The following is a 24,913-nucleotide window of genomic DNA, read 5'->3' as shown; positions in this document are numbered from 1 at the left end:
TCGCACGGGTGTACCCCGGCGAGGAGCGGATTTTGAGCGCGGGCGGTGCGGAGGCCGTATCGAGGGCGAGACCCCTCAGGGAGGAACAGATGAGGTCGACCCGACCCGTGGTCGCGCTCGCCGGAGCGGCGGCCGTGCTGGCGCTGGTGGGCTGCCGGTCCGGCGCCGTGGAGCAGTCCGCGGTGCCGCCGGTGGCGACCGGGAGCCTGGAGCGCCTGGCCGCCGCCGTGAAGTGCACCCCGAACATGCAGACCGACGCGGACGAGATCCGCCAGGCCGTGTGCAGCAACGCCGACGGCAGGTTCATCCTCGCCACCTTCGCCACCGATCGCGGCCTGCGCGAGTGGATCAACGAGGCCAAGGACTACGGCGGTCACTACCTCGTCGGCCGCAAGTGGGTCGCCGTCGGGGAGAGCGAGGTGCTCGACGCGCTGCGCGGCACGCTCGGCGGCGACATCGAGGAGGGAACGGACCACTCGGCGCACACGGGCGGCTGAGGCGCTGCACGGCGGAGCCGGCGGGGGAGTGACCCACCGCCGGCTCCGCCGTTCCCCTCTCACCCCCTCAGGCGCACCGCTGACCCCGGTTGATGCAGCTGGCGATCTTGTTCGCCAGGCCGTTCTTCGTGATGCTGATGAAGTCGTCGTGGTCGGTGGCCGCCTTGTGGAGCTGCTCCGGGAAGCCGTCCACCGCGTAGGGGTTCTTCACCTGTCCGTTCTCGACGACCGGCTGCGGCACCTCGTACACCAGGCGCATCGTCAGCTGCGGGATCGGCTTGAAGCCGGCCTTGCAGTTGCCCCTGTCGTCGGCGAAGTCGACGTGCGTACGGTGGTTGGCGCTGTCGATGTTCTGCCCGTCCCAGCAGGACTGGAAGGCGAACGTGCGGACCACGTCACTGCCCTCGGGACAGATCGGGTACTGCTCGGTCAGCTGCACCTTGTTCTCGAAGCCGGTGCAGCTCCAGTGCGCGTTGGCGTTCGCCAGACCGTTGGTCGTGGTCTTGGCGTCACCGGTGATGATGCGCAGGAACTGCGGCAGCGCGGTGACCTTGCTCCGCGGGTTGCCGACGTACTTGATCTGCGCCTGCTTGGCGGTCAGGATCCGGCCGACGTTGCCCTCCTTGCCGCCGCCGTCCTGGTTCTGGTCGAACTCCTGCGTGCCGTCCTGAAGACGCAGCACCGGCCAGTAGTACGCCGACAGGTCGTTGCGGTTGCTGCAGCTCGTCCCGCCCTGGAGGAAGTTGTCGTTGTCGGAGAAGGCGTTGATCTTCTGGTTGCCGACGTAGTCGTGCGTGTGGTGCGCGCCGTTGTTGACACCGGGCGCCACGATGACGTTGTCGGTGTTGTAGTTCTTGTTGGCGTTCACCCCGCAGCGGACGGTGAAGGTGCCGGTCGAGGCGTTGCGGGACTTGCGCGGCTTGGCCTTGACATTCGCCTGGACCTTGGTGATGTCCACGAAGTCGGCCGCGGTGGGACCGTTGCCGGCCTGCCCGCCGATACCGCCCTGCTGCCCGCCGTCGCCGTTCTGCTGGCCGTCGCCACCGTTCTGCTGCTGGTCGCCGCCCTGCTGCCCGTCGCCGTTCTGCTGTTGGTCGCCGTTCTGCTGCTGGCCGTCTCCGGCCTGCACCTGGTCGGCGGTGGTGCCGGTGCAGGGGGCCATCCGGTCCAGACTCTCGGGCGCTTTGCCGCCGACCCGGTTGATCTCCAGCTGGATGCGGTCGATGATCACCTTCCGCCGGTCCTTCAGCGGGCCCAGGATGCTGTTCTGCACGAAGCTGCCGTCTCTGGCCTGCGCGTCCCGGGTGGTCGCCAGCCGCTGGTAGGCCTCGGTGATCTGCCGGTCCATTGTGGCCAGTTCACCGTCCACCTCACGTCGGGCCCGGTACGGCACGTCGGTGAGGTTCTGTCCGACGTCCGGGCAGGCGATCGTCGCCACCTGGCCGGCTGCGGCCTTCGTCCAGTTGCGCGGCGAGTGGTTCCTCTCGTGCGCCGATGCGTAGAAGTTCGCCCAGACCAGCCCGCCCCCACCGAGCGCTAGGGCCGCCGACGCGGCTATGGCCTTGGTGGCCATCGACGAACGGCGTTTTCTTGTGTTGCGTCCCATGGAACTCCTCTGACTTCCTTGCGGGCTTGCGGGGCAGCATCGAGGCGCCCGACAGGAGTGAAGCGGCTCCCTTTGATACGGGAGCGGCTACTGGGGCGTTCAAATGCCCGAAGAAATCAGCGCAGTTGCAGGTCGGCGCGGTGGCCCGGCACGCGTACCGCGGGTGCCGGGCGTCCCGCGCCCGGCACGGCGTGCCCGGGAACGCCGGGGACACGGGTGCTCCTCGGCGGCCGCGGAGGCGGGCGTGTCCGCTTCAGGAGGCGGCGCCGGGAGACCCCCCGTCGACGGCGCCGAGCCCGAGCAGCTCCGCCTCGATCCGCGGATCCAGGCCGACGGCCGGCCGGTCCGGCCGGTGCGGCGCGGTGCCGCCGAGGGACGTCAGCCAGGTCCAGGTGTCGGCGACCGTCTCGGCCACCGGCCGGCAGACCAGCCCCGTGGCGACGGCCCGGGAGACGTCCGCCGTGTGCAGGGCGTCGTATCCGTCGGTGTCCGGCGGCAGCCACACCGGCAGGTCGATCCACGGCCGGACACCCGCGTCGAGGATCGTTCCGGGGTCGGTCCAGCGCAGCTCGGCCGGACCACCGGTGACGCTCACGCACGCGTCGAGCAGGTCGCCCATCGTGGTGTGCCCCGGCGGGCCCACCACGTCGAACGGACCGGCCGGCCCGCGCTCCACGCCGCCGAGGACCCACTCGGCGAGGTCGCGGACGTCGATGTACTGCACGGGCAGGTCCCGGGGGCCGGGGGCGAGGACCGGGCCGCCGCGGGCGATCCGGGTCAGCCACCACGGCAGCCGGCCGACGTTCTCGTACGGTCCGAGGATCAGGCCGGCGCGCGCGAGCACGCAGCGGTCCGGCCCGAAGACGCCGAGGGCGGCCAGCTCGCCGCCCCGCTTGTCCCGCGCGTAGTCGGTCTGCTCGGCGTCCGCCGACGCCCCGTCGACGAGCGGGGCGTCCTCCCCGCCTCCCCGGGCCGGCGGCCACGCGTACACCGAGCGGCTGGAGACGTAGACGTACCGTCCGGCGCGGCCGAGGAGCAGGCGGGCGGCGTCCCGTACCGCGCGAGGTGCCGCCGACCAGGTGTCGACGACGGCGTCCCAGGTGTCGCGCGTCCCGGAGAGGGCGTCGAGCCCGCCGGGCGCGGTGCGGTCGCCGTGCAGGGCGCGCACGCCCGCCGGGGCGTCGTGGCGGCCGCGGTGGAGGACGGTCACGTCCCAGCCCCGTCCGACGGCCGCCTCGGCCACCGCCCGCCCGACGAACTCCGTACCGCCCAGAACCAGAAGTCTCATGGGGCGACTGTGCCGCAGCCGGTGGCCGATCGGATACGCCGTTCTGCCGTCGGCAGAGGGCATCGGCCGCCGGCTGCGAAGGCCTTGGCCGGCGGGCCGGCCGTCCCGGTCGCCGCCAGGCCCGGGCGCCGGGGAGCACCCGCGCTGCCGGGCCCCGCGCACTGCCGGGCCCCCGACACCGCGTACTTCGGTCCCGAGGCCGAGTTCTACGTGTTCGACTCGGTCCGCTTCGCGACCGGCGCGAACGAGTCCTTCTACCACATCGCGACTCCGAGGCGGGCGCCTGGAACACACCGGTGCGCTCGAGGACAACCGCGGCAACAAGGTCCGCTACAAGGGCGGCAGGGCGTTCCCTCCCGGCCGCGGCTCACCCCGCCGCGTCCCGGACGCGACGAGGGGCGTCCACCGCGGCGGTGGACGCCCCTCGATGCCGCGGGCGCGGATCAGACCTGGCCGGCCTTCTCCAGGGCGGCGCAGCAGGTGTCCACCAGCAGGCGGGTCACGACGTACGGGTCGACGTTGGCGTTGGGGCGGCGGTCCTCGATGTAGCCCTTGCCGTCCTTCTCGACCTGCCACGGGATGCGCACCGAGGCGCCGCGGTTCGACACGCCGTAGGAGTACTTGTCCCACGGGGCGGTCTCGTGCAGGCCCGTCAGGCGGTCGTCGATGCCGGCGCCGTAGTGCTTGACGTGGTCGAGCGGCTTGGAGCCCTCACCGAGCGACTCGCACGCGGTGATGATCGCGTCGTAGGACTCGCGCATCGCCCTGGTGGAGAAGTTGGTGTGCGCGCCGGCGCCGTTCCAGTCGCCCTTGACCGGCTTCGGGTCCAGGGTGGCGGCGACGCCGAAGTCCTCGGCGGTGCGGTAGAGCAGCCAGCGGGCGACCCACAGCTGGTCGGCGACCTCCAGCGGGGCGAGCGGGCCGACCTGGAACTCCCATTGGCCCGGCATGACCTCGGCGTTGATGCCGGACAGGCCCAGGCCCGCCGTCAGGCAGTTGTCCAGGTGCGCCTCGACGACGTCACGGCCGAAGATCTCGTCCGAGCCGACACCGCAGTAGTAGCCGCCCTGCGGGGCCGGGAAGCCGCCCTTGGGGAAGCCGAGCGGGTAGCCGTCCTGGAAGAAGGTGTACTCCTGCTCGATGCCGAAGATCGGCTCCTGAGCGGCGAACTTCTCCGCCACCTCGGCCAGCGCGGCGCGTGTGTTCGTCGAGTGCGGCGTCATGTCCGTGTCGAGGACCTCGCACAGCACCAGCACGTCGTCGCCGCCGCGGATCGGGTCGGGACAGGTGAAGACCGGCTTGAGCACGCAGTCCGAGGCGTGCCCCTCGGCCTGGTTGGTGGAGGACCCGTCGAATCCCCAGATCGGCAGAGCGTCCAGCCCGGCGGGAGCGCCCGCGATGATCTTCGTCTTCGAACGGAGTTCGGCCGTCGGCGCGGTGCCGTCGATCCAGATGTACTCAGCCTTGAAGGTCACGGGCCACATCCTTCGGGGTGGGTCTGGGCGCACTTGCGGGTGCAGCGGCGCTGCGGCACTGGGGCGCCGCGCTGGTTGCCCGCGAGCCTGTCAACAGGCGATTTCCCGACCATTGCTCGAATGTGAACCCCGTGTTACCGGGTGATGCTGTGGCGTGACTCATGCCGTGAGGGCGGGGGAGCGGAGAGGGAGGCGCGGTGAACGGCACGCGGCCGGCGCGGGCCGACGACTCGTATGCGATGCGGTCGGGCCGTCGCGAGCCGGTCAGGAGCCCTCCGCCGCCGCGTCCCGCACGCCCGTGAGGAAGTGCCGGATCGCCGCCCTTTCACGTTCGTCGTGCGCTGCGAACAGTGCCGTCGTCCGTTCGATCAGGGGGCCGAAGAAGGCCTCACTGGGCACTGCGGGCTCCCGGCCGGGTGCGCCGCCTGTTCCTCCTGGATCCGACGCAGTGCTTCGCCGGATACGAGGCGGTGTACCTGCTGCACGCGCTGCCGATGCTGCTGCGGCCCACCCCCCGGCGCACCCGCGCGTTCCTCGCGTGGGAGACCGCGGGGCGGCCGCTGGACGCCGACTGGCTGCGCCTGCAGGAGGCGTCCGTCGGTTTTCCCGCCGCCCGGCCGGTGACCGGCCCGCGTCCGGCACGCGAGGCGCTGGGACGCCTGGACGTGCCGGTCCTGCTGCTCCTGGCGGGAGCAGCAGGACCCACGACGCGGCTCGGGCGGCGGCCCGGGCAGCAGCCCTGCTGCCGTGCGGGGAGACGGAGATCATGCCGGGTGTCTCCCATCACGCGCTGCCGCAGGCCGCCCCCGTCGGCCTGGGCCGCCGCCCTGCCGATTTCCTCGGCCGCTGACCTCCTGGGTCGGGAGCCCCGGCCTCACCCCACCTTCTCGATCACAGCCCTGCGGATCAGGAACTTGCCGGGCTCACGGACCTGTTCGAAGGCCGCGTTGTTGAGCAGCACGCAGCTGCCGGAGACCGAGGTGACCTCCACCGTCGTGGACTTGTTGTTGTCCAGGTTCGTCACCTTCAGTTTCGTCCCCGCCGGGAACTGGTTGCTGGAGGCCGCCGGTGCCCCGCCCTCGCCGGAGAGCGTGACGGTGGACCCCTTGCACACCTGCTCGCCGGCGGCCACGGCGCCCCCGTCACCCGCCCCGGACGGCTGTTCGGCCTGCTGGCCGTTCTGGCCGTTGTTCTGGGCGTTGCCCTGGGTGTCCTGGCCGCCGTTCTGGGCGCCGTTGCCGTTCTGCGCGGCCTGGGAGTCCTGAGCCGACTCCCCAACTACGCACCCGGACGCCGCCTGCTTGCGTTTGATCTCGTCGATCACTGCCTGCCGGTTGGCGATCCGCGCCTCCGACTGCGCGTCGGGGTCGGCCCGCTGGCCGTCGATGAAGCGCTGGTTGTTGCCGAGCGCGGTGGCCAGCCCCTGGCAGGCGACCGAATCCGCGGCGCTCTGGGGCGGGGCGGCGTTCGAGGTGCTCGCCATGACGAAGGCACCGCCGCCCGCCACCGCCGCCGCACTGACCAGCAGGGCGATCTTCTTCTTCGTGCCGAGAGTTCTCCTGCGCGACATGCGCGCCTCCTGAAGAGGTAGGGGAGCGTACGCCGCTATGTACGAGATCCCGAACGAAGTTGCTCACAGGTTTCCGGGTACTCTCAAGTAACCTCTGTCACACGGAAGTCGAGTTCGGCTCACCCTCGTGCGGTCGGTCCTCGCCCCGCTCGCGGGTCGTGCCCCCCGTGCCGATGCGCCGCGGCAGCCCCTCGCCCTCACGCGCCGGCTCCGCCTCACTAGTCGCGGCGCCGTCGTCCCCTTGCCCGTTCGCGAACACCACGGCCCCCCGTCGTCGTCCGCCGGAACACCCCGACCGGTGCCGCACCGGCCCCGCCGCCCGCACGCGCCGGGGCCGGGCGGCCCGTACGGTTCCTCGATCGCCGAGGCTCGCGGCGGCGGAGGGGGCAGCACAGGTCGGCGGCGCGCCTCCTCCCGGCGGACCGCTGCCGAACGGGCGGGGTGTCACCTGCGGGACAGGGCGTCCTGTACGGCGTCCTCGGTGCGGGCGACGACCGCGGTCCCGTCGGCCGCCGTGATGATGGGGCGCTGGATCAGCTTCGGGTGCGCGGCGAGCGCGGCGATCCACCGGTCGCGCGCACCGGCATCCCGCGGCCAGCCCTTCAGGCCCAGTTCCGCGGCCACCGGCTCCCCGGTGCGGGTGATGTCCCAGGGTTCGAGCCCGAGCCGGTCGAGTACGGCCCTGATCTCGTCCTCGGCCGGCACGTCCTCGAGGTAGCGGCGGACGGTGTATTCGGCGCCCTCGGCGTCGAGCAGGCCGAGAGCGCTGCGGCACTTGGAACAGGCCGGGTTGATCCAGATCTCCATGCGGGCCACCGTACGCGACCCCGCCCGGCCGTGGCGCGACCCCGCCGGCACCAGACTCTGTTCGAATTCGGGGCGCCTCGTGCGCCCCGTTCGTCACGCCGGTGCCGGAACGTCAAATCCCGCTCCCAGCTGCGTATTTGTGGCCGTTCGCAGACCTCCGGATGTCAGTGGCGGACAGTAGAATGGAGGAAGTGTTCGAGGGAATCGCCGGAACCTCCGGCGGATCGTCCCGACCGCGACAGGAGGATGCCCGTGCCCGCTGCCGCACTCAAGCCGAAGCCGTCCGCCGAGCCGACCCGGTCCACCGCGCACCGCCGCGTCCCGCTCGATCTGCCCTACACGCCCGTGCACAAGCGGCCCCTGCCGCCCGGGCGCCCCCGCGAGTGGTACATCACCCACAACCGCCGGCTGAAGGCCATGCGCCTGGCCATCGCCCTGCTCGACTCCGGTGTCCACCTGCCGAACCAGGCGCGCAACGAGACGATACGGAGCACCGCCCAGCTGATCGGCGTCCACCCGCCGTCGGACACGACCTGCCACATGGTGCGCGCTCTGATGCGGTACTCGCGATAGGGCTGCGACGGGGAAGGTCCGCCGGGAAGCTCGCGGCGTCCGGTGCGGTGCACCGCAAGGGGGAGCACCACCCGTGTACTCGGACGTACTCGGGTGGTGCGACGACACCGCGAGGTGCCGCGCCGGGCGTCGTGAGCCGGTGGACCTGTCCGGTCGCAGCACAGCCACCGCGAGCCTGACGCCGGGTGCCCCGACACCGCCGCGGGCACCCGGCGTCCGCCCGTCAGCCGCTCAACTCCCGTTCCAGAGGCGTCCGGAACCGCGGCGTCACCCGTGTCGCCCCCACCCACTCCCGCAGCCGCTCCGCCTCCGCGGCGATCGCCGCCTCCGCCTCGCGGCCCACCGCGTCCGGCTCCAGCAGCCGCCAGACGACCTCCCCGTCCGAGCGCTGCGCCCAGCCCCCCACCACCCGGCCGTTCCACCACACCGTCGGCCCGACGTTCCCGCTCCGGTCGAACAGCGCCGCTCTCGGGCCGGGTGCCAGGTACCAGTCCCGCTCGCGCCAGCCCATGGCCGTCGGATCGAGTCCCGGCAGCAGCGCCGCCCACGGTTCCCCGCCCCGCCCCGCGACCGGCCCGCCGGCCGTGTCCGGCCCCGGGTCGGCTCCGCCGGGCCCGGTATCTCCCTCGACGACATGGCCGGTGCCGCCCCCGTCCAGCGTCACCGTCTCCGCCCGGATCGCCGCCAGCGCCCGCCGCACCTCCGCCGCCCTCCAGCCCGTCCACCACCTCAGGTCCGCCTCGGTCGCCGGCCCGCACGCCCACAGCCAGCGCCGCAGCAGCTCCGCCTGCGCCGCACCGGTGTCCATCGCGGCGTGGGCGGGCGCCAGGGCCCACCGGAACCTGCTGGAGGTCCAGGAGCCCAGCGGCCGACCCCGCACCACCTTGCCCTCCACGCCCAGCACGCGCAGCAGCCGCGTCGAGACCGTGTGGACACCCTCGTAGCTGCGCCCGGCCGCGTACACGAACTGCTCCCGCAGCCGCGGCTCGTCCTCCGCCAGCTCCGCGGCCGTGGCCTGCCCGCGCCGCGCGAGCGCGGCGAGCGCGGACTCCTCGACCTCGGCCAGCCAGGCCGCGTCCGGCGCCCCCGCCGCGGCCATGTCCTTCAGCAGCGACGCCCGCTCCCGGGCGGCCACCGCGAGCCCGGTCGAGGCGTGCACGACCGCGGTCAGCGGGGCCGGGAGGACGAAGACCGTGTGACGCATGCCGTGCATACGGACCAGAGCCCGGTCCTCGTACAGTGCCCGGCCGGTCTCCGCCACCGTCGCCGACGCCTGCGCCAGCCGCGCGCCCACCGCCAGGTACACCGTCGCCGGATCGGTGCCGTGCAGGGCGACGAGCGCGTCGGCGACCTCCTCCGGTGTCCCGGCCCGTGCCGCCGGCGCCAGCCGGTGACGGTACGCAAGCCGGGTCCGTCGCTCCGCGTCCGTGATGTGGCGCCGCCGCTCACCCATGCCGTCCCGACCTCCGCTCACCGCTCTGCCACGTCCCTACCGGCATCCTCCCCGACACCACCGACAGCGCGGCACCGGCATTCCGGCACCGGCATTCCGGCACCGCCGCACCGCGGAGCACGTCACCCGTTCGTCCCCCTCGGCCATGCGGACCGCGCCGGGGCCGCCTTCACTGCGATCAGGAGGTGGCCACCGGTCAGGGACGGCAGGAGGCGCGAATGGAGCGGCACCGCACAGCACGGCCCGCGGCGGCATCGCCGTACGCCCCATGACCACGCCCGCCGACCGCGGCCGGCGCGGCAAGGACGCCCGCAAGCGCGTCCCCCGTTCCTCGCACGCCGTCTGGGTCCCGCCCGTCGACCGCCCCGATGCCGTCGCCGTACTGGAGCGGCAGGGCCGCGACCGGCTCACCGAGCTGCTGCCGATCCGCTACGGCCGCATGTCCGCCTCGCCGTTCGCGTTCCTGCGCGGGGCGGCCGCGGTCATGGCCGCCGATCTGGCCTCCCAGCCGCACACCGGGCTGACCGTGCAGCTGTGCGGCGACGCCCACCTGCTCAACTTCGGTCTGTACGCCTCCCCGGAACGCGCCCTGCTGTTCGACCTCAACGACTTCGACGAGACGTTCCCCGGGCCCTTCGAATGGGACGTCAAACGACTCGCCGCGTCCGTCGTCGTCGCAGCCCGGGAGAACGGCCACTCCCCGGCCAAGGCGCGCCGGGCAGCGCAGGAGACGGTCGCCGCCTACCGCGCCACGATGCGCCGACTGGCCCGCCTCGGTGAACTCGCCGTGTGGTACCAGCGCATCGACGCCGAACGGCTGCTGCCTCTGGTCCGCTCCGACGCCGACCGGCGGCGCGCCGAGGCCACCCTCACCCGCGCCCGCCGGCGCACCAGCCTCCAGGCGCTCGGCAGACTCACCGAGGTCGTCGACGGGCGGCGCCGCATCATCCACGACCCGCCGCTGGTCGAGCCCGCCGGCGCCTCCGACGCCGCCGCCCTGCGCAAGATCTTCAGCGACTACCGCTCCACCCTGTCAGAGGAACGCCGCCTGCTCCTGGACCGGTACCGCTTCGTCGACGCCGCCCGCAAGGTCGTCGGCGTCGGCAGCGTCGGCCTGCGCTGCTTCCTCGTGCTGCTGACCGGCCGGGACGCCGACGACCCGCTGTTCCTGCAGATCAAGGAGGCCCGCACCTCCGTCCTGGAGGAGCATCTCCCACACGGGCCCTACGTCCATCCCGGCCACCGCGTCGTCGCCGGGCAGCGCCTGCTCCAGGCCGCCGGCGACATCTTCCTCGGCTGGATGAGCGGGCCCCAGGGCCGTGCCTACTACTGGCGGCAGTTGCGCGACATGAAGGGCTCCGCCGACGTGGCCGGCATGAACCCCGGTGCCCTGTGGTCCTACGCCCGCCTGTGCGGCACCGCCCTGGCCCGCGCCCATGCCCGCTCCGGCGACCGCATCGCGATCGCCGCCTATCTGGGCTCCGCCGACACCTTCGAACGCGCCGTCACCGAGTACGCCCTCGCCTACGCCGACCAGACCACCACCGACCACGCGACGCTCACCGCGGCCATCGCCGCGGGCGTGGTGCCGGCCTCGCCGGACGTATGAGGCCTCGGGGGAGCCTCACATCCCGGGCGCGCCCCACACCGGGAACCAGCGGGCCAGGTCCTGCTCGATCCGCAGGTCGTCGGCGAGGGCCGCCTTCACCTGGAGCTCCAGCGCGTTGTCGCGGCGCTGGGCCCGGCCGGGCAGCGGGGCGAACGGGTAGAAGGTGCCGCGCTTGTAGAGGTAGACCAGCGCCAGCCGGCGGTCGCGGTCGTCGCGGAAGCCGGCCAGCGAGCAGAGCAGTTGCGGGCCGAAACCGTTGACCTCCATGGCGCTGTTGACCGCGTGCAGGTCGTTGACGAGCTGCGGCAGTTCGTCGGGGGAGCGGTGGGACACCAGCCATGAGTATCCGTAGCTGTCCTGGGTGAACTCCACCGGCGGCCCCGTGCGCTCGGCGTCGGCGTCCAGCAGCGCCTGCACCTCCCGGTGCGTCTGCTCGAACGCCGAGCCCTCGACCGTCGCGAAGCACACCGCGCCCTGCCCGGTCGCCGTGAAACCCGCGGCGGCCTCCAGCGTCACCGCCGCCGACGGCAGCGCGAAGAGCTGGTCCAGGTCGGGCGCCACCGGTTTGGTACGGCCGAGGAGGATGTCGAGAAGCCCCATGTCAGCCCTTCCCCGGTTCCGCCGGCTCGCCCAGCTCGGAGGAGATCCGGCCCAGTTGCTCCAGCCGCTGCTCCAGCGGCGGGTGGGTGGCGAAGATCCGGGACAGGCCGGGCTCGCGGCCGTCGGCCGGGGTGAAGTAGAACGCGTTGAAGGCCTGGGCCGTCCGCAGGTCCTTCGACGGGATGCGGGCGATGTCGCCGGAGACCTTCGTCAGCGCGGACGCCAGCGCGGAGGGCCGGCCCGTCAGCAGTGCCGCCGCGCGGTCCGCGGCCAGCTCGCGGTACCGGGACAGCGCCCTGATCAGCACGAAGCTGGTCGCGTACACGGCGAGGGAGACGCCCAGCACGCCCGCGATGATCACCGCCGTGTTCTGGTCCCGGCGCCCGCCGAACATCCCCGAGTACAGGGCGAACCGCACGAGCAGACCGGCCAGGACACCGAGGAACGAGGCAACGGTGATCACGGCGACGTCCTTGTGCGCCACGTGCGACAGCTCGTGCGCGAGCACTCCCTCCAGCTCGCCGGGCTCCAGCCGACGCAGCAGGCCGGTGGTCACGCAGACGACCGCGTTGTCCGGGTTGCGCCCGGTGGCGAACGCGTTCGGCATGTCCATGTTCGAAACGGCGACCACGGGCTTGGGCATGTCCGCCATGGTGCAGAGCCGGTCGATCACGGCGTGCAGCTCCGGATACTCCTCCCGCTCCACCACCCGCCCGCGCATCGCGAACAGGGCGATCCGGTCGGAGAACCAGTACTGCGCGCCCAGCATGCCCGCCGCCACCACGGCGACCAGCACCCACGACTTCAGCAACAGGATCAGCGCGGCCACGAACGCCACGTACAGCAGGCCGAGCAGAAACAGCGTGACCGTCATCCGGACGGTCAGTCGCCGATCGCTCTGGAACCGACTCCGCATCTGTATCACCCCGCAGTCAGGCACTCGCCTACTGCAAGTGTGCACCCGGCGCGGCCCAAGGCCGGGTCCCGATCGGCCCCGGTACCGGCAAAAGGTCCCCCTGCCGCGGCGGGAGCCCGCCGCGCCCCTCAGCCGCGGAGCCCGGCCTCCCACCTGCGCCGCCTCAACACGTCGTCGCCCAGCAGACGCCGCCCCCGGTCCAGCAGCCGGCCCACCTCCGCCGACCCGGGTGGCACGTCCGCCGTGGCACGCCACGCCTGTACCGACCTCTCGGCCCGGGCCCGCACCCGGGCGTCCGGGTCGTCCAGCAGGGCGACGGCGGCCCGCAGCCGCGCGAGGCCGCCGCACGCCTCCAGCAGCCGGAAGGCGGCGACCCGCTGGTGCCGCGGCCGGGCCGGCGCGAGCATCCCGGTCAGCACGGAGGCGTCCAGCGACCGCGCGGACGGCAGCAGGGACTCGGTCGTCTCCCGCACGACGCCGGGCGCCGCGTCGTGCAGCAGCCGCGCCAGCCGGCCGGCGTCGGCCGAGTCCAGCAGGCGCAGCCCGGCCACCGCCCGAGCCCGGACCCCTGGCTGCGGGTGCTCCGCCAGCGGCCACAGCAGGGCGGTGTCCGTCCGGTCCCCGCACTCGGCGAGCCCGACGACCGCCCCCGGCGGCAGCGCCGCGTCGCCGGGGTCGGCGCACCGCGCCCGGTACCAGGCGTGCGGATCACCGCCGCACTGCCGCACGACGTACCGCGCGCAGGCCCGCACCACCGGAGCCCGGTCGGCCAGGAACCCCTCCGCCCTGGTCCAGACGCGGCTGCCCTCCCGCGGAGGGACGCCGTCCGGCTGCGCCGCACGCCGCAGCGCGGTCACCCCCGCCGCACGCACCTGCGGGTTGCGGGCGCCGAGCAGGGGGGCCAGTACGTCGTCACCGGTGCCGGCGGCGATCGCCGCCTCCGCGCACAGCGTCTGCACGACGGTGTCCGGGTCCCGGGCGGCCGTGCGGGCCAGCTCGGCCGGCGGCAGCAGGCCGCGCCCGACGGCCAGGCGGTGGGCGAAGCGCCGCACGGGAGGGTCGGGATGGGTGAGCAGAGGCGCGAGCTGATCCATCGGCGCCGTGCGCAGCACCTCCGTCAGGAGCTCCACGCCCGCCCCGCCCCGCGCGCGGTGTCCGACCAGCAGGATCAGCGGGGCCAGCCGCGGCGCCGTGTCCATGTCGAGGGCGCCGCGCAGCAGCTCCTGCGCCCGTTCGCGGACCGGACCTGCCCAGTCGGTGGTGCGGATCACCACCAGCGGCAGCAGCCGGGGCCGGCCCGCCGCCGAGACGAGAGCGCGCTCACGCACCCGGCCGTCGCGGTGGCACAGGGCCAGGGCGAGGCGGGCTTCGCCGGACCGGCCGAGGGCGAAGGACGGCCCTGCCGCACCGGCCGGACCGGCCAGCTCTCGGGTGCCGTTCCCGTGCCCGTCCCGCGCCGCGGCGTCCAGTTCGAGCCAGGCGCGCGGGTCGTCCCCGGAGAGCACCGCCTCCAGCCGTGCGCCCGCCCCGAGCTGCTCTGCCCACACTTCAGCGGCCTCGGTCGCCTCGCCTGCCTTCTCCATGGCTTCTTCCCCCCTGGCCGGTCCCGGCGCCCTCCGGCACCTGCCCGCCCGTGTCAGTACGACGCCCGCATCCGCGCCCACAGCAGCACCGCGACCCCCGCCGCCACGCACGCCAGCACCACGACCGTGGCCAGCCGCGAGGAACGGCGCCGGCGGCCGGGCCCCGGATCGGGCCGGAACGGGACCGGCCCCGGAGGGTTGTGCTTCCAGCGGGCGGCGAGCATGCGGGCCCGGGCGGACGGCTCCTTGTGCTCCGCCTCGTTCGCCCACCTCAGGTCGAACTCGTGCTCGTGATCGTTCTGGTCGGACATCGGTCACCACCCCCGTGTCGGTGCCCCGGGCTCCTTGCGTCCGGGGTCGCCCGTTCCCCTGTTCGCATGGTACATATGCCGGCGCCCTCGCCTCCCGGACGGGAGACGAGGGCGCCGTACGGCTCACGCGTGGCTCACGCGCGGTCCGATCACACGTCGAAGTAGAGCTCGAACTCGTGCGGGTGCGGACGCAGCTGCAGCGGGGCGATCTCGTTCTGGCGCTTGAAGTCGATCCAGGTCTCGATCAGGTCGGCGGTGAACACGTCGCCCTGGAGCAGGAACTCGTGGTCGGCCTCCAGGGAGTCCAGCACGGCCGGGAGCGAGGTCGGGACCTGCGCCACGTTGGCGTGCTCCTCGGGAGCCAGCTCGTACAGGTCCTTGTCGATCGGCTCGGCCGGCTCGATCTTGTTCTTGACACCGTCCAGGCCGGCCAGCAGCAGGGCCGAGAACGCCAGGTACGGGTTGCCGGAGGAGTCGGGCGCACGGAACTCGACGCGCTTGGCCTTGGCGTTGGAACCCGTGATCGGGATGCGCATCGCGGCGGAGCGGTTGCGCTGCGAGTACACCAGGTTGATCGGGGCCTCGAAGCCCGGCACCAGGCGGTGGTAGGAGTTCACCGTCGGGTTGGTGAAGGCCAGCAGCGACGGAGCGTGCTTGAGGATGCCGCCGATGTAGTAGCGGGCGGTGTCCGACAGGCCCGCGTAGCCCTGCTCGTCGTAGAACAGCGGCTCGCCGCCCGCCCACAGCGACTGGTGGACGTGCATGCCCGAACCGTTGTCGCCGAAGATCGGCTTCGGCATGAAGGTCGCGGTCTTGCCGGCGCGCCAGGCCACGTTCTTCACGATGTACTTGAAGAGCTGGAGGTCGTCGGCGGCGGCGAGCAGCGTGTTGAACTTGTAGTTGATCTCCGCCTGACCGGCGGTGCCGACCTCGTGGTGCTGGCGCTCGACCTTCAGGCCGGCCCGCTCCAGCTCCAGGGAGATCTCGGCGCGCAGGTCGGCGAAGTGGTCGACCGGCGGAACCGGGAAGTAGCCGCCCTTGTAGCGGACCTTGTAGCCGCGGTTGTCCTCGATCGCACCGGTGTTCCAGGCGCCCGCCTCGGAGTCGATGTGGTAGAAGGACTCGTTCGCGCCGGTCGCGAAGCGGACCGAGTCGAACACGTAGAACTCGGCCTCGGGACCGAAGTACGCGGTGTCGGCGATGCCGGTCGACGCCAGGTACGCCTCGGCCTTCTTCGCCACGTTGCGCGGGTCGCGGGAGTACTGCTCGCCCGTGATCGGGTCGTGGATGAAGAAGTTGATGTTGAGGGTCTTGTCCCGGCGGAACGGGTCGACACGGGCGGTCGACAGGTCCGCGCGCAGCGCCATGTCGGACTCGTGGATGGCCTGGAAGCCGCGGATCGACGAACCGTCGAACGCGAGCTCCTCGTCCGGGTCGAACGCCTCGACGGGCACGGTGAAGTGCTGCATGACGCCCGGCAGGTCGCAGAACCGGACGTCGACGAACTTGACGTCCTCGTCCGCGATGAACTTCTTGGCCTCGTCGGCGTTCTGGAACATCCAGCTCCTCCTACTCCCGACCGACTGCCGGGGTGGTAGATCGTTCGTGCGGCCAGTGCGGTGGCACACGCTGTCCCCGACCCTAGGGACGGGTGATTTCTCGGGCGTGACCCGTTTGTTTCGCAGAAGTTAACCGGCCCGGGTTCAACCGTAGCCCCGACGCTCCCCGCGCACACCCCGCCCCGCGGGGGCCATGTGCGGGCGCAGTACCGTGGACGGGTGGACAACAGGCAAGCAATCGGATCGTGGCTTTCCGGGCCCCGTTCCGCCATGGAGGACGCCGGAGCCGAATTCGGTTACCGGGGGGAGCAACTGGGGCTGCCGGAGACCGGGCCGAACTCGCTGGCCCGCCCGGGGCGCCGGCTCGGTGCGCTGGCCGTGGACTGGGGCCTGTGCGTCGTGATCGCATACGGTCTCATCACCGACGGCTACAGCCCCGCCACCAGCAACTGGGCGCTGCTCGTCTTCCTGGTGATGAGCCTGCTCACCGTCGGCACGATCGGCTTCACCCCGGGCAAGCGCCTCTTCGGCATCCGGGTCGTGAGCCTGGAGACCGGAACCGTGAACCCGCTGCGCGCCGCCGTGCGCACGGTCCTGCTCTGCCTCGCCGTCCCGGCCCTCGTCTGGGACCGCGACGGCCGCGGCCTCCACGACCAGCTGGGCCGCACGGTCGAGGTCCGCGTCTGAGCGCCTCCGGGTGTCCCGGCGCGCTGCGCTCCACGGCGGCCCGCACGGTTCTCGCCGTGTTCCGCACCGCCCCGCGTGTCGTCCCGCGCCGTCCTGCCAGGGCTTTGCCGCGGCCCGATTGCGGACGCACCCCCGCGCGGGTCCCGCCCGCCGACTCCCGCAGGACGCCGACCGGCGCCCCTGTGCACGGGCCGGCAGGACCCGCACGACGAAGGAACCCGCACGACGAAGGAGGGTCCCCGGAATTCCGGGGACCCTCCTTCGTCGTGCGGGAGAGAACTGGCCGGGACGGCCGTCAGCGGGCCTTCGGGCCGCCCTTGGGCATCCGCATGCCCTTCGGCATCGGACCCTTCGGCATCGGCATGTTGCTGAGCAGGTCGCCCATGGCGCGCAGCCGGTCGTTGGTCGCGGTCACCTGCGGGCCGGTCAGCACGCGCGGCAGCTTCAGCATCGTGGTGCGGACCTTCTTCAGCTCGACCTGGCCCTCGCCGGCGCCGACGAGGATGTCGTGCACGGGCACGTCCGCGACGATGCGGTTCATCTTCTTCTTCTCGGCGGCCAGGAGGGTCTTCACCCGGTTCGGATTGCCCTCGGCGACCAGGACGATGCCGGCCTTGCCGACGGCCCGGTGCACCACGTCCTGGTTGCGGTTCATCGCCACGGCGGGGGTCGTCGTCCAGCCGCGGCCGATGTTGTCGAGGACCGCCGCGGCGGCGCCCGGCTGGCCCTCCATCTGCCCGAAGGCGGCCCGCTCGGCCCGGCGTCCGAAGACGATCGCCGTCGCCAGCAGGCCCAGCAGCAGGCCCAGGATGCCGAGATAGACGGGGTGGCCGATCAGGAAACCGATCGCGAGGAAGACACCGAGGGTGCCGAGCCCGACGGCCGCGAGTACGAGACCGATCCTCTTGTCGGCCTTGCGGGTCATCTTGTACGTGAGGGCGATCTGCTTCAGTCGCCCTGCGTTCGCGGCGTCCGCCGCGTTGTCCTTCCTCGCCATGCCACGAAGTCTACGTGCCCCCGGGAGCGCCTTCGACGGCAGTGCGGGGTGACGAGGGACTCAGGGGCGGGCGGAGGCCCGCTCCAGGACGCGCTGGGCCTCGACCCGGTCCTTGGCGCGGCGGCGGTCCTCCAGGACGGAGGTCCAGGCATTGCGGCGGGCGGTGCGCTGACCGCTGCTCATGAGCAGGGACTCGACGGCGCGCAGCGCGTCGGTGAAAGACGGAATCGCGGTGGCGCGAACGGGCGCGGCCTGCATCTGGGGATCCCCCTACGGCTGCCGGGACGGGTGTACGTGGCGTGAGTCCATCGTCACTGATTGGTGTTACCAGGGCGTGACCGACCGGTCAAACGCCCATGAAGCCTTCGCCTCGGTGTTCCCTGCCGGCCCGGGACGCCGATGCGGCCCTGACCTGCGCCCTCATCAGCGAGGACGGTCAGGACCGCATCACCTCGGCCATTACTGGCCGGTAATAACTTGTGCGTGAATTCACACGGTCGGCTCAGACGGCCGGCGTGGCCGCGACTCCGTCCCGCTTCTCCATCGCCATCCGGTACAGGCGGCCGGCCCGGTAGGAGGAGCGGACCAGCGGACCCGACATCACGCCGGAGAAGCCGATCTGCTCGGCCTCCTCCTGCAGCTCCACGAACTCCTGCGGCTTCACCCAGCGCTCCACCGGGTGGTGGCGCACGGACGGGCGCAGGTACTGCGTGATGGTGACCAGCTCGCAGCCGGCGTCGTGCAGCTGCCTCAGTGCCTCGCCGACCTCCTCGCGGGTCTCGCCCATGCCGAGGATCAGGTTCGACTTGGTGACCAGGCCGACGTCGCGGGCCTCGGTGATCACCTTCAGGGAGCGCTCGTAGCGGAAGCCGGGGCGGATGCGCTTGAAGATCCGGGGCACCGTCTCGACGTTGTGCGCGAAGACCTCGGGGCGGGAGGAGAAGACCTCGGCCAGCTGCTCGGGGACCGCGTTGAAGTCGGGGGCGAGCAGCTCGACCTTCGTCCGGCCGTCCTCGCGCTCCGCGGTCTGCCGGTGGATCTGCCGGACCGTCTCGGCGTACAGCCAGGCGCCGCCGTCCTCCAGGTCGTCGCGGGCGACGCCGGTGATGGTGGCGTAGTTCAGGTCCATGGTGACGACCGACTCGCCCACGCGGCGCGGCTCGTCCCGGTCGAGGGCCTCGGGCTTGCCCGTGTCGATCTGGCAGAAGTCGCAGCGCCGGGTGCACTGGTCGCCGCCGATGAGGAAGGTGGCCTCGCGGTCCTCCCAGCACTCGTAGATGTTCGGGCAGCCGGCCTCCTGGCAGACCGTGTGCAGGCCCTCGCTCTTGACGAGGTTCTGCATCTTGGAGTACTCGGGACCCATTTTCGCCCGCGTCTTGATCCACTCGGGCTTGCGCTCGATGGGGGTCTGGCTGTTGCGGACCTCCAGGCGCAGCATCTTGCGTCCGTCCGGTGAGACTGCGGACACGTCGGCTCCCTGTAGCTTCGATTCTTCGGCGTACACCAGGGTACGCCCGTGCTTACCGAGCCCCACCGCTCAGGCCGACCACCCGGCCGCAGGGCGCATTCCCTTGATCAGGCGGTCGTCTTCTCGATCACCCGCGGCTTCGGCTCCGCGTTCTCCAGGATGTCCCTCAGATGCCGCTCCGCCACCGGCAGCACCTCGTCGATCGTGACCTGCCGGCCCAGTTCGCCGGCGAGCGACGTGACCCCCGCGTCCCGGATGCCGCACGGGATGATCCGGTCGAACCAGGCGTTGTCCGGGTTCACGTTCAGGGCGAAGCCGTGCATCGTGACGCCCTTGGCGACCCGGATGCCGATCGCGGCGATCTTGCGGTCCTCGCGGCGCTGGCCGGCGTTGGAGGGGGCGTACTCGGGGCCGTTGAGCCGCGGGTCGAACTCCTCGTCGTGCAGGCGCGGGTCGAAGTCCAGGGAGAGCCCGCCGAGCGAGGGGCGCTGCTCCACCGGGTCGCCGAGCACCCAGACCCCGCTGCGGCCCTCGACCCGGGTCGTGGTCAGGCCGAACTCGGCGCAGGTGCGGATGAGGGCCTCCTCCAGGCGCCGCACGTGCGCCACCACGTCGACCGGGCGCGGCAGCTTCTGGATCGGGTAGCCGACCAGCTGGCCCGGACCGTGCCAGGTGATCTTGCCGCCGCGGTCGACGTCGACGACCGGGGTGCCGTCCAGGGGGCGCTCGCCGTCCTCGGTGCGCCGGCCCGCCGTGTAGACGGGGGGGTGCTCCAGCAGCAGGACGGTGTCGGGCGCCTCGTCGGCGAACCGCGCCGCGTGCACCCGGCGCTGCTCGTCCCAGGCCTGCTGGTACTCGACGGCGTCCGCTCCGAACCCCATACGGACGAACCGCAGCTCACTCACGGCAAGCGCCTCCCTCGAAGTCGTAAGGCTTGAAACGCGCCCACGCCACTGTACGTCCGCGCGATACGCGCCACAGAGGCCGGATCTGCGTCAGCCGCTGAGGGCAATCCTCACACGATCGGATGAATGACCGTCAAAGGGTGCGATCGGGTGCTTACGCTCCGCTACATTCGCGCCGTTCGCGAGGCCATAAGGGCTGCTCACAGGCAATTCCGGCACTTCAGGGGCCCGGAAGGCAGGAGACCACACCGCAGATGACGGAACGACCCGCGCAGCGCACCCCCAACCGCCAGCTCGCCGCGCTCATCGCAGAAGCGGGGTTCTCCAACGCAGGTCTCGCCCGTCGCGTGGACCAGCTCGGCCTGGAACACGGGCTCGACCTGAGATACGACAAGACGTCCGTGACCCGCTGGCTGCGTGGCCAGCAGCCGCGCGGCACCACGCCGGCGCTGATCGCCGAGGTCTTCACCCGCCGTCTCGGTCGCCGCCTCACCGCGCAGGACCTCGGTCTGGACGCCTGCGCGCCCGTCTACGCGGGCCTGGAGTTCGCCGCCGGCCCCGAGGAGGCCGTCGACATCGTCAGCGGACTGTGGCGCAAGGACTCCGGCAGCCATGCGGAGCTCCGCAAGATCGCCTTCACGCCCGCCGGGCTCGTGGTGCCCAGCCGGGACTGGCTCATCGGCCGCGCCGACGAGAAGGTCGCCCGTGGCGAGACGCCCCGCGTCCCCGCCCAGGGCCGCCCCGCCGCGCCCCGGGCCACGACCCCGGCCGAGCCGCGCCGCCGCAATCCGGCCGAGCGCGGCCCCGGCCACCGGGTGACCGGCGGCGACATCGCCGCGCTGCGCTCCGTCGCCGAACTGTTCCGCACCCTCGACGACGCCTACGGCGGCGGCCACGCCCGGCAGGCCCTCGTGCGCTACCTGGAGCACGAGTGCGAGCCGATGCTGCGCGGCGTCTACGGCGAGCAGACCGGCCGGCGGCTGTTCGGCGCCGCCGCCGAGCTGACCCGGCTGGCCGGCTGGACCTCGTACGACATCGCGGCGCACGGCCTGGCCCAGCGCTACTTCGTGCAGGCACTGCGGTTGTCCCAGGCCGCCGGGGACCGGGCCTACGGCGCCTATGTCCTGGTGACGATGAGCCGCCAGGCCGTGTACCTCGGGCACGGCCGCGAGGCCGTGCAATTGGCGCGTGTGGCGCAGCAGGGCGTGGGCGGCAGTGCCCCGCCGGTCGTGCAGGCGCTGCTGCACGCCGCCGAGGCGCGCGGGCACGGCGTGCTCGGCGAGGTCCGTTCCTGCACCGGCTCCCTCGTCCGCGCCGAGCGCGCGCTGGAGGCGGCGCGGTCGGGGGACGAGGTGCCCTCCTGGGGGCGGTGCTTCGACGAGGCCCAGCTGGCCGACGAGTTCGGGCACTGCCACCGCGACCTGCAGCAGTTCCGGGCCGCCGCGCAGCACGCCGAGCGCTCCCTGCAGCTGCGGGGCGCCGGGCACGCGCGCAGCAGGCTGTTCTCCAAGGTCGTCCTCGCCACCGCCCGCCTCGGCCTGGGCGAACTCGACCAGGCCTGCCAGCTCGCCGCGGAGGCGGCGGGGCAGGCGGCGGAGATGCGGTCGGTGCGGGCGGTGGAGTACGTGAAGGACTTCGAGCGCCGCCTGGAGCCCTACAAGGACGCGGCACCCGCGCGCGGGTACCGCGACAAGATCGCGGCACTGGGCTAGGGCCCGCCGGAGCCGGCGCACCCCCGGTCGGCCCGATCCGGCCGCACCGCGTCGTCGTGTCCGGCCCGGTGCCGTCCGGGCCGGGTTCCCCGCGCCGTGGGGCCGCGGGGAACCCGTGCTCACGGCCGCCTTCAGGCGGCCTGCGCCGCCGGGGCCGGATCGGCGGTGGGCAGCGGCCCGGTCGCGCGCAGGTCGGACAGGATCGCCGCGCAGGCGCGCCGGGCGGAGTGCAGGGCGCCCTGGACGGTGCTGGTGTCCCGGTGGTCGCCGCACACGTACAGGCCGGCCAGCAGCCGCACCGGACGCCTGAGGTCGTGCGGCGGCCGCATCGCGGGCACGGCCTCGTCGGTGCGGTGCACCGCGAGCGTCTCCCAGCGGGCGGTGGACGTGCCGTACAGCCGGGCCAGATGCATGCGGACGGCGGTGTCCACGTCCTCGGGAGGGACGCCCAGCACCGTGGACGAGATCAGCGCGCGGCCCGCGGGTGCCCGGGTCGGATCGACCCGGCTGACCACCGCCGTGTGCGCGACGGGGCCGCCCCGGTCGGCGTCCAGCAGCAGTGACGCGCCGGTCGCGGGCACCTCGTCCGCCGTGTGGTGGACGACGGTCACCGGGTGGAAGGCGGGTACGCGCAGGCCGGGCAGCAGCTCGGCGGCGGTACGCGCGTCCGTCGCGACCAGCACGGCGCGGCAGCGGAACACGCCGTGCTCGGCCGTGGTGACCGCGGTGGTCGACACCGAGGTGACCCGCACCCCGGTGTGCACGACACCCGGAGGCAGCGCCCCCGCCAGCAGTTCCGGCACCATCTCGGCGCCGCCCTCCGGCAGGCACAGCCGGCCCGCGGCGAAGGTGCGCAGCGCGAGGTCGGCGCACCTGCTGGACGTGGTCAGCGCGGGGTCGCACAGCAGGGCCGCCAGCAGCGGGCGCAGGAAGCCGTCCACCGTGCGCGCGGGCAGTCCGCGGGCGGCGAGGGCCTGGCCGGCCGGTGACTCGGGGCGGGACAGCAGCCGTTCGACGGGCAACTGGGCGAGCCGGGTCAGCGCGGCGTCGAGCCGGGCCTGGTCGACCGGGCTGCCCAGTGGGGCACCGGTGCGGGCCCTGGGCACGGCGCCCCTCGCCGTCCTCGGGACGGCGCCCTTCGGGGCCGCGGCGCGCGGCCCCGACCGGGGGGCGCTCGCCAAGGCGCGCACGACATGGAGTGCGCCCCTTGTGCCACTCCTCGCGCCTCGCGCGCCCGCGCCGCCCGCCACGGCGCCCGCGCGGTGCCGGCGGCCGTCGCTGTGCAGCAGGACCCCGGGGGTGAACGGGCGCAGAACGAGTGCGTCCAGTCCCGGGGTGCGGCGTAGTTCCGGATAGGCGGTGGACAGCACCTGCCCGATGCGGTCCAGCCGGAAGCCGTCGACCTTCTCGGTCGCCATCCGGCCGCCCAGGCACGGGGCGGCCTCCAGTACCGCGGTCGTCACTCCTGCGCTGCTCAGCCGAAGCGCCGCCGAGAGGCCGGCGATCCCGGCTCCCACCACGACGACGTCTGCCTGGTACGCGGGCTCAAGCACGTGCCCCTCCTCGAGGTTGCGCGGCCGGTGGAGACGTCATGCCCTCAACAGCCGTCGGGAATACCCGAGTTCGGGACGAGGTTAAGGCCGCGATCGGTCGGGTGCAGTCGCGCATGGACAGGGCACGGTCGCACGGCGGTCGCACACGGTCACCGATGTCCGCCCCGCCGCGCGGGGCCACGCCGCCCCTGCCCACCCGCCGTCCCGCGCGCGCCGGCCGCTACTCCCGCTGCGCCGCCCGGATCGCGTCCTCGATGCCCGGGAACGCGAAGGCGAACCCCGACTCCAGCAGCCGCGCCGGCACGACCCGCACACTGCCCAGCACGTCCCCGGACATCTCGCCCAACACCGTCCGCAGCACCGGCGCCGGGACGCCGAGCACGGTCGGCCGGTGCAGCACCCGCCCCATCGCCTCGGTGATCTCACGGTTCGTCAGCGGCTGCGGCGCGGTGAGGTTGAACGGGCCCGCGAGGTCGTCGCGGTCGATCAGGTGCCGGATCGCGGCGACCTCGTCGTGCAGCGCGATGTACGACCAGTACTGCCGCCCGTCGCCCATCCGCCCGCCGAGCCCGGCCCGGAAGACCGGGAACAGCTTCGCCCAGGCTCCGCCCCGGCGGGACACCACGAGGCCGGTCCGCACCAGCACCGTCCGCACGCCCGCGTCCCGGGCGGGCCCGGCCGCCGCCTCCCAGTCCACGCACACCCCCGCCAGGAAACCCCGGCCGTGCGGCGCCCGCTCGTCCACGGCCCGGTCGCCGGTGTCCCCGTAGTAGCCGATCGCGCTGCCGCCCACGAACACACCCGGCGGCTCACGGAGCGAGGCGACCGCCTCCGCGAGCGTCCGTGTGCCCTCCACCCGGCTGCTGCGGATCCGCTCCTTGTAGGCCTCGGTCCACCACCGGTCGCCGATCCCGGCGCCCGCCAGGTTCACCACGGCGTCGCAGCCCTCCAGCCCCGCCGTGTCCACGGACCCGCCCTCCGGGTCCCAGCGCACCTCGTCCTTGCCCCGGGGCGCGCGGCGCACCAGCCGCACCGCCTCGTGCCCGTCGGCGGTCAGGGACCGTACGAGCGCGCCGCCGATCAGGCCGGAGGAGCCGGCCACCGCAATCCTCATACGTCGCATGAGGCCATCCTGTCCCCTGAGCGCGCATGTACCCCGGGGGAAAACACGTTCCAGGGGCACGCTGTCCCCACATAGGGTGACCGCCATGCCCGAGTCGCCCCTGCGTGAGCCGTCACCGCCCCACCGGCCCCTCAGCGCCCCGTCCATCAGGTTCGCCCGCCCCGAGGACGAGGAGGCACTGCGCCGGCTGGACCGCGCCAACTGGTCGCACCTGTTCGCCGTCACCCCGCCGCCCGAGCCCGACGAGCCTTTCTTCCGGGAGACCGGCCGCCCCGCCGACCACCTCGTCGCCGAACTCGGCGGCCGCCTCGTCGGCTACATCCGGCTCGGCTTCGCCACGCCGCTCACCGCCAACCGGCACGTACGGCACGTCCGCGGCCTCGTCGTCGCCGAGGAGGCCCGTGGCCTGGGCGCCGGCCGGGCCCTGGTGCGCGCCGCCGTCGACGAGGCCCGCGACGGCGGCTTCCGCCGCATCACCCTGCGCGTCCTCGGCCACAACGCCCCGGCCCGCAGGCTGTACGAGTCCGAGGGCTTCGTCGTCGAGGGCGTGCAGCCGGAGGAGTTCCTTCTCGACGGTGCCTACGTCGACGACGTCCTGATGGGCCGCTCGCTGCGCTGACG

23 protein-coding genes and 3 pseudogenes are annotated in these 24,913 nt (G+C 73.2%); 8 read left to right on the top strand and 18 right to left on the bottom strand.

The features are described from left to right. Positions 1-89: 89 nt before the first annotated feature. The gene (locus tag JS756_RS25275) at positions 90-497 is read left to right on the top strand and encodes a hypothetical protein (protein WP_205385494.1); all 408 of its coding nucleotides are present in this window, start codon (positions 90-92) and stop codon (positions 495-497) included. A 67-nt stretch (positions 498-564) separates the two neighbouring features. On the opposite strand, the gene JS756_RS25270 is transcribed toward JS756_RS25275, so the two are convergent. Next, positions 565-2,103 (bottom strand): DUF1996 domain-containing protein, encoded by a 1,539-nt coding sequence (locus JS756_RS25270; RefSeq protein ID WP_205385493.1) that lies wholly within the window; start codon positions 2,101-2,103, stop codon positions 565-567. A 253-nt stretch (positions 2,104-2,356) separates the two neighbouring features. Continuing rightward, positions 2,357-3,391: an NAD-dependent epimerase/dehydratase family protein gene (locus JS756_RS25265; RefSeq protein WP_205385492.1), complete on the bottom strand. Its 1,035-nt coding sequence runs from the start codon at positions 3,389-3,391 to the stop codon at positions 2,357-2,359. Between the two features lie 174 nt (positions 3,392-3,565). Between JS756_RS25265 and JS756_RS37845 the strand changes: the two are divergent. Next, positions 3,566-3,734, top strand: a pseudogene (locus JS756_RS37845) (type I glutamate--ammonia ligase); the annotation flags it as partial. A 100-nt stretch (positions 3,735-3,834) separates the two neighbouring features. Here JS756_RS37845 and glnII read toward each other — a convergent pair. Both glnII and JS756_RS37600 read right to left on the bottom strand, forming a co-directional pair. Continuing rightward, positions 3,835-4,866, bottom strand: a complete 1,032-nt coding sequence (gene glnII / locus JS756_RS25260) for a glutamine synthetase (protein ID WP_205385491.1) — start codon at positions 4,864-4,866, stop codon at positions 3,835-3,837. 264 nt (positions 4,867-5,130) lie between these two features. Continuing rightward, positions 5,131-5,265: a hypothetical protein gene (locus JS756_RS37600; RefSeq protein ID WP_275892729.1), complete on the bottom strand. Its 135-nt coding sequence runs from the start codon at positions 5,263-5,265 to the stop codon at positions 5,131-5,133. Between JS756_RS37600 and JS756_RS36980 the strand changes: the two are divergent. Beyond that, a pseudogene (locus tag JS756_RS36980) lies at positions 5,256-5,716 on the top strand (alpha/beta hydrolase); the annotation flags it as partial. The gene JS756_RS37600 and the pseudogene JS756_RS36980 sit on opposite strands and share 10 nt — an antisense overlap. 24 nt (positions 5,717-5,740) lie before the next feature. On the opposite strand, the gene JS756_RS25255 reads toward JS756_RS36980, so the two are convergent. Continuing rightward, a complete protein-coding gene (locus JS756_RS25255; protein WP_205385490.1) occupies positions 5,741-6,436 on the bottom strand; it encodes an SCO2207 family protein in 696 nt (231 codons plus the stop codon). Between the two features lie 444 nt (positions 6,437-6,880). Then, positions 6,881-7,243 carry an ArsC/Spx/MgsR family protein gene (locus JS756_RS25250; RefSeq protein WP_205385489.1) on the bottom strand — a complete coding sequence of 121 codons (363 nt, stop codon included), beginning with the start codon at positions 7,241-7,243 and terminating at the stop codon, positions 6,881-6,883. A 252-nt stretch (positions 7,244-7,495) separates the two neighbouring features. Here JS756_RS25250 and JS756_RS25245 point away from each other — a divergent pair, with 252 nt between their 5' ends. After that, entirely contained in the window at positions 7,496-7,816 is a 321-nt protein-coding gene (locus JS756_RS25245) for a hypothetical protein (RefSeq protein ID WP_205385488.1), read from the top strand. Positions 7,817-8,039: 223 nt separating this feature from the next. Here JS756_RS25245 and JS756_RS25240 read toward each other — a convergent pair whose 3' ends face one another. After that, a complete protein-coding gene (locus JS756_RS25240) occupies positions 8,040-9,269 on the bottom strand; it encodes a winged helix DNA-binding domain-containing protein (protein WP_205385512.1) in 1,230 nt (409 codons plus the stop codon). A gap of 268 nt (positions 9,270-9,537) precedes the next feature. Here JS756_RS25240 and JS756_RS25235 point away from each other — a divergent pair, with 268 nt between their 5' ends. Then, positions 9,538-10,878 carry a DUF2252 domain-containing protein gene (locus JS756_RS25235; RefSeq protein ID WP_205385487.1) on the top strand — a complete coding sequence of 447 codons (1,341 nt, stop codon included), beginning with the start codon at positions 9,538-9,540 and terminating at the stop codon, positions 10,876-10,878. 15 nt (positions 10,879-10,893) lie between these two features. Here the strand turns inward: JS756_RS25235 and pspAB are convergent, their stop codons facing one another. From pspAB to glnA, 5 genes are all read right to left on the bottom strand, one after another. Next, positions 10,894-11,478 (bottom strand): PspA-associated protein PspAB, encoded by a 585-nt coding sequence (pspAB, locus tag JS756_RS25230; protein WP_205385486.1) that lies wholly within the window; start codon positions 11,476-11,478, stop codon positions 10,894-10,896. Position 11,479: 1 nt separating this feature from the next. Beyond that, the gene (gene htpX, locus JS756_RS25225; protein ID WP_205385485.1) at positions 11,480-12,394 is read right to left on the bottom strand and encodes a zinc metalloprotease HtpX; all 915 of its coding nucleotides are present in this window, start codon (positions 12,392-12,394) and stop codon (positions 11,480-11,482) included. A 128-nt stretch (positions 12,395-12,522) separates the two neighbouring features. Then, positions 12,523-13,977, bottom strand: a complete 1,455-nt coding sequence (locus JS756_RS25220) for a hypothetical protein (protein ID WP_240204322.1) — start codon at positions 13,975-13,977, stop codon at positions 12,523-12,525. Positions 13,978-14,030: 53 nt separating this feature from the next. Next, the gene (locus JS756_RS25215) at positions 14,031-14,288 is read right to left on the bottom strand and encodes an SCO2583/SCO2584 N-terminal domain-containing protein (RefSeq protein ID WP_205385484.1); all 258 of its coding nucleotides are present in this window, start codon (positions 14,286-14,288) and stop codon (positions 14,031-14,033) included. 149 nt (positions 14,289-14,437) lie between these two features. Then, the gene (gene glnA, locus JS756_RS25210) at positions 14,438-15,847 is read right to left on the bottom strand and encodes a type I glutamate--ammonia ligase (RefSeq protein ID WP_205385483.1); all 1,410 of its coding nucleotides are present in this window, start codon (positions 15,845-15,847) and stop codon (positions 14,438-14,440) included. A gap of 219 nt (positions 15,848-16,066) precedes the next feature. Here glnA and JS756_RS25205 point away from each other — a divergent pair, with 219 nt between their 5' ends. Further along, positions 16,067-16,534 carry an RDD family protein gene (locus JS756_RS25205; protein ID WP_205385482.1) on the top strand — a complete coding sequence of 156 codons (468 nt, stop codon included), beginning with the start codon at positions 16,067-16,069 and terminating at the stop codon, positions 16,532-16,534. A gap of 295 nt (positions 16,535-16,829) precedes the next feature. Here the strand turns inward: JS756_RS25205 and JS756_RS25200 are convergent, their stop codons facing one another. The 4 genes and pseudogenes from JS756_RS25200 to lipB form a co-directional block, all read right to left on the bottom strand. Beyond that, complete coding sequence (locus tag JS756_RS25200; protein ID WP_205385481.1) at positions 16,830-17,531, bottom strand: DUF4191 domain-containing protein; 702 nt, start codon at positions 17,529-17,531, stop codon at positions 16,830-16,832. Positions 17,532-17,591: 60 nt separating this feature from the next. Further along, a complete protein-coding gene (locus tag JS756_RS25195; RefSeq protein ID WP_205385480.1) occupies positions 17,592-17,789 on the bottom strand; it encodes an SCO2195 family GlnR-regulated protein in 198 nt (65 codons plus the stop codon). Between the two features lie 244 nt (positions 17,790-18,033). After that, positions 18,034-18,999, bottom strand: a complete 966-nt coding sequence (gene lipA / locus JS756_RS25190) for a lipoyl synthase (protein ID WP_205385479.1) — start codon at positions 18,997-18,999, stop codon at positions 18,034-18,036. A 107-nt stretch (positions 19,000-19,106) separates the two neighbouring features. Further along, positions 19,107-19,910: pseudogene (gene lipB / locus JS756_RS25185) on the bottom strand (lipoyl(octanoyl) transferase LipB); the annotation flags it as partial. 248 nt (positions 19,911-20,158) lie between these two features. On the opposite strand from lipB, the gene JS756_RS25180 reads away from it, so the two are divergent. Beyond that, on the top strand, positions 20,159-21,616 hold the full coding sequence (locus JS756_RS25180) for an NsdA family TPR-like regulatory protein (protein WP_205385477.1): 1,458 nt from the start codon (positions 20,159-20,161) through the stop codon (positions 21,614-21,616). A 131-nt stretch (positions 21,617-21,747) separates the two neighbouring features. Here JS756_RS25180 and JS756_RS25175 read toward each other — a convergent pair whose 3' ends face one another. Next, the gene (locus JS756_RS25175; RefSeq protein WP_205385476.1) at positions 21,748-23,169 is read right to left on the bottom strand and encodes an NAD(P)/FAD-dependent oxidoreductase; all 1,422 of its coding nucleotides are present in this window, start codon (positions 23,167-23,169) and stop codon (positions 21,748-21,750) included. 220 nt (positions 23,170-23,389) lie between these two features. Then, positions 23,390-24,292 carry a TIGR01777 family oxidoreductase gene (locus tag JS756_RS25170; RefSeq protein ID WP_205385475.1) on the bottom strand — a complete coding sequence of 301 codons (903 nt, stop codon included), beginning with the start codon at positions 24,290-24,292 and terminating at the stop codon, positions 23,390-23,392. Positions 24,293-24,377: 85 nt separating this feature from the next. On the opposite strand from JS756_RS25170, the gene JS756_RS25165 reads away from it, so the two are divergent. Further along, a complete protein-coding gene (locus tag JS756_RS25165; protein ID WP_205385474.1) occupies positions 24,378-24,911 on the top strand; it encodes a GNAT family N-acetyltransferase in 534 nt (177 codons plus the stop codon). The last annotated feature ends 2 nt before the right edge of the window (positions 24,912-24,913 follow it).

The sequence above is a fragment of the Streptomyces actuosus genome, from assembly GCF_016921115.1.
Taxonomy (GTDB): domain Bacteria; phylum Actinomycetota; class Actinomycetes; order Streptomycetales; family Streptomycetaceae; genus Streptomyces; species Streptomyces actuosus_A.
The sequence above is the reverse complement of the archived record's forward strand: the minus strand, read 5'-3'. Positions and strand labels throughout refer to the sequence as shown.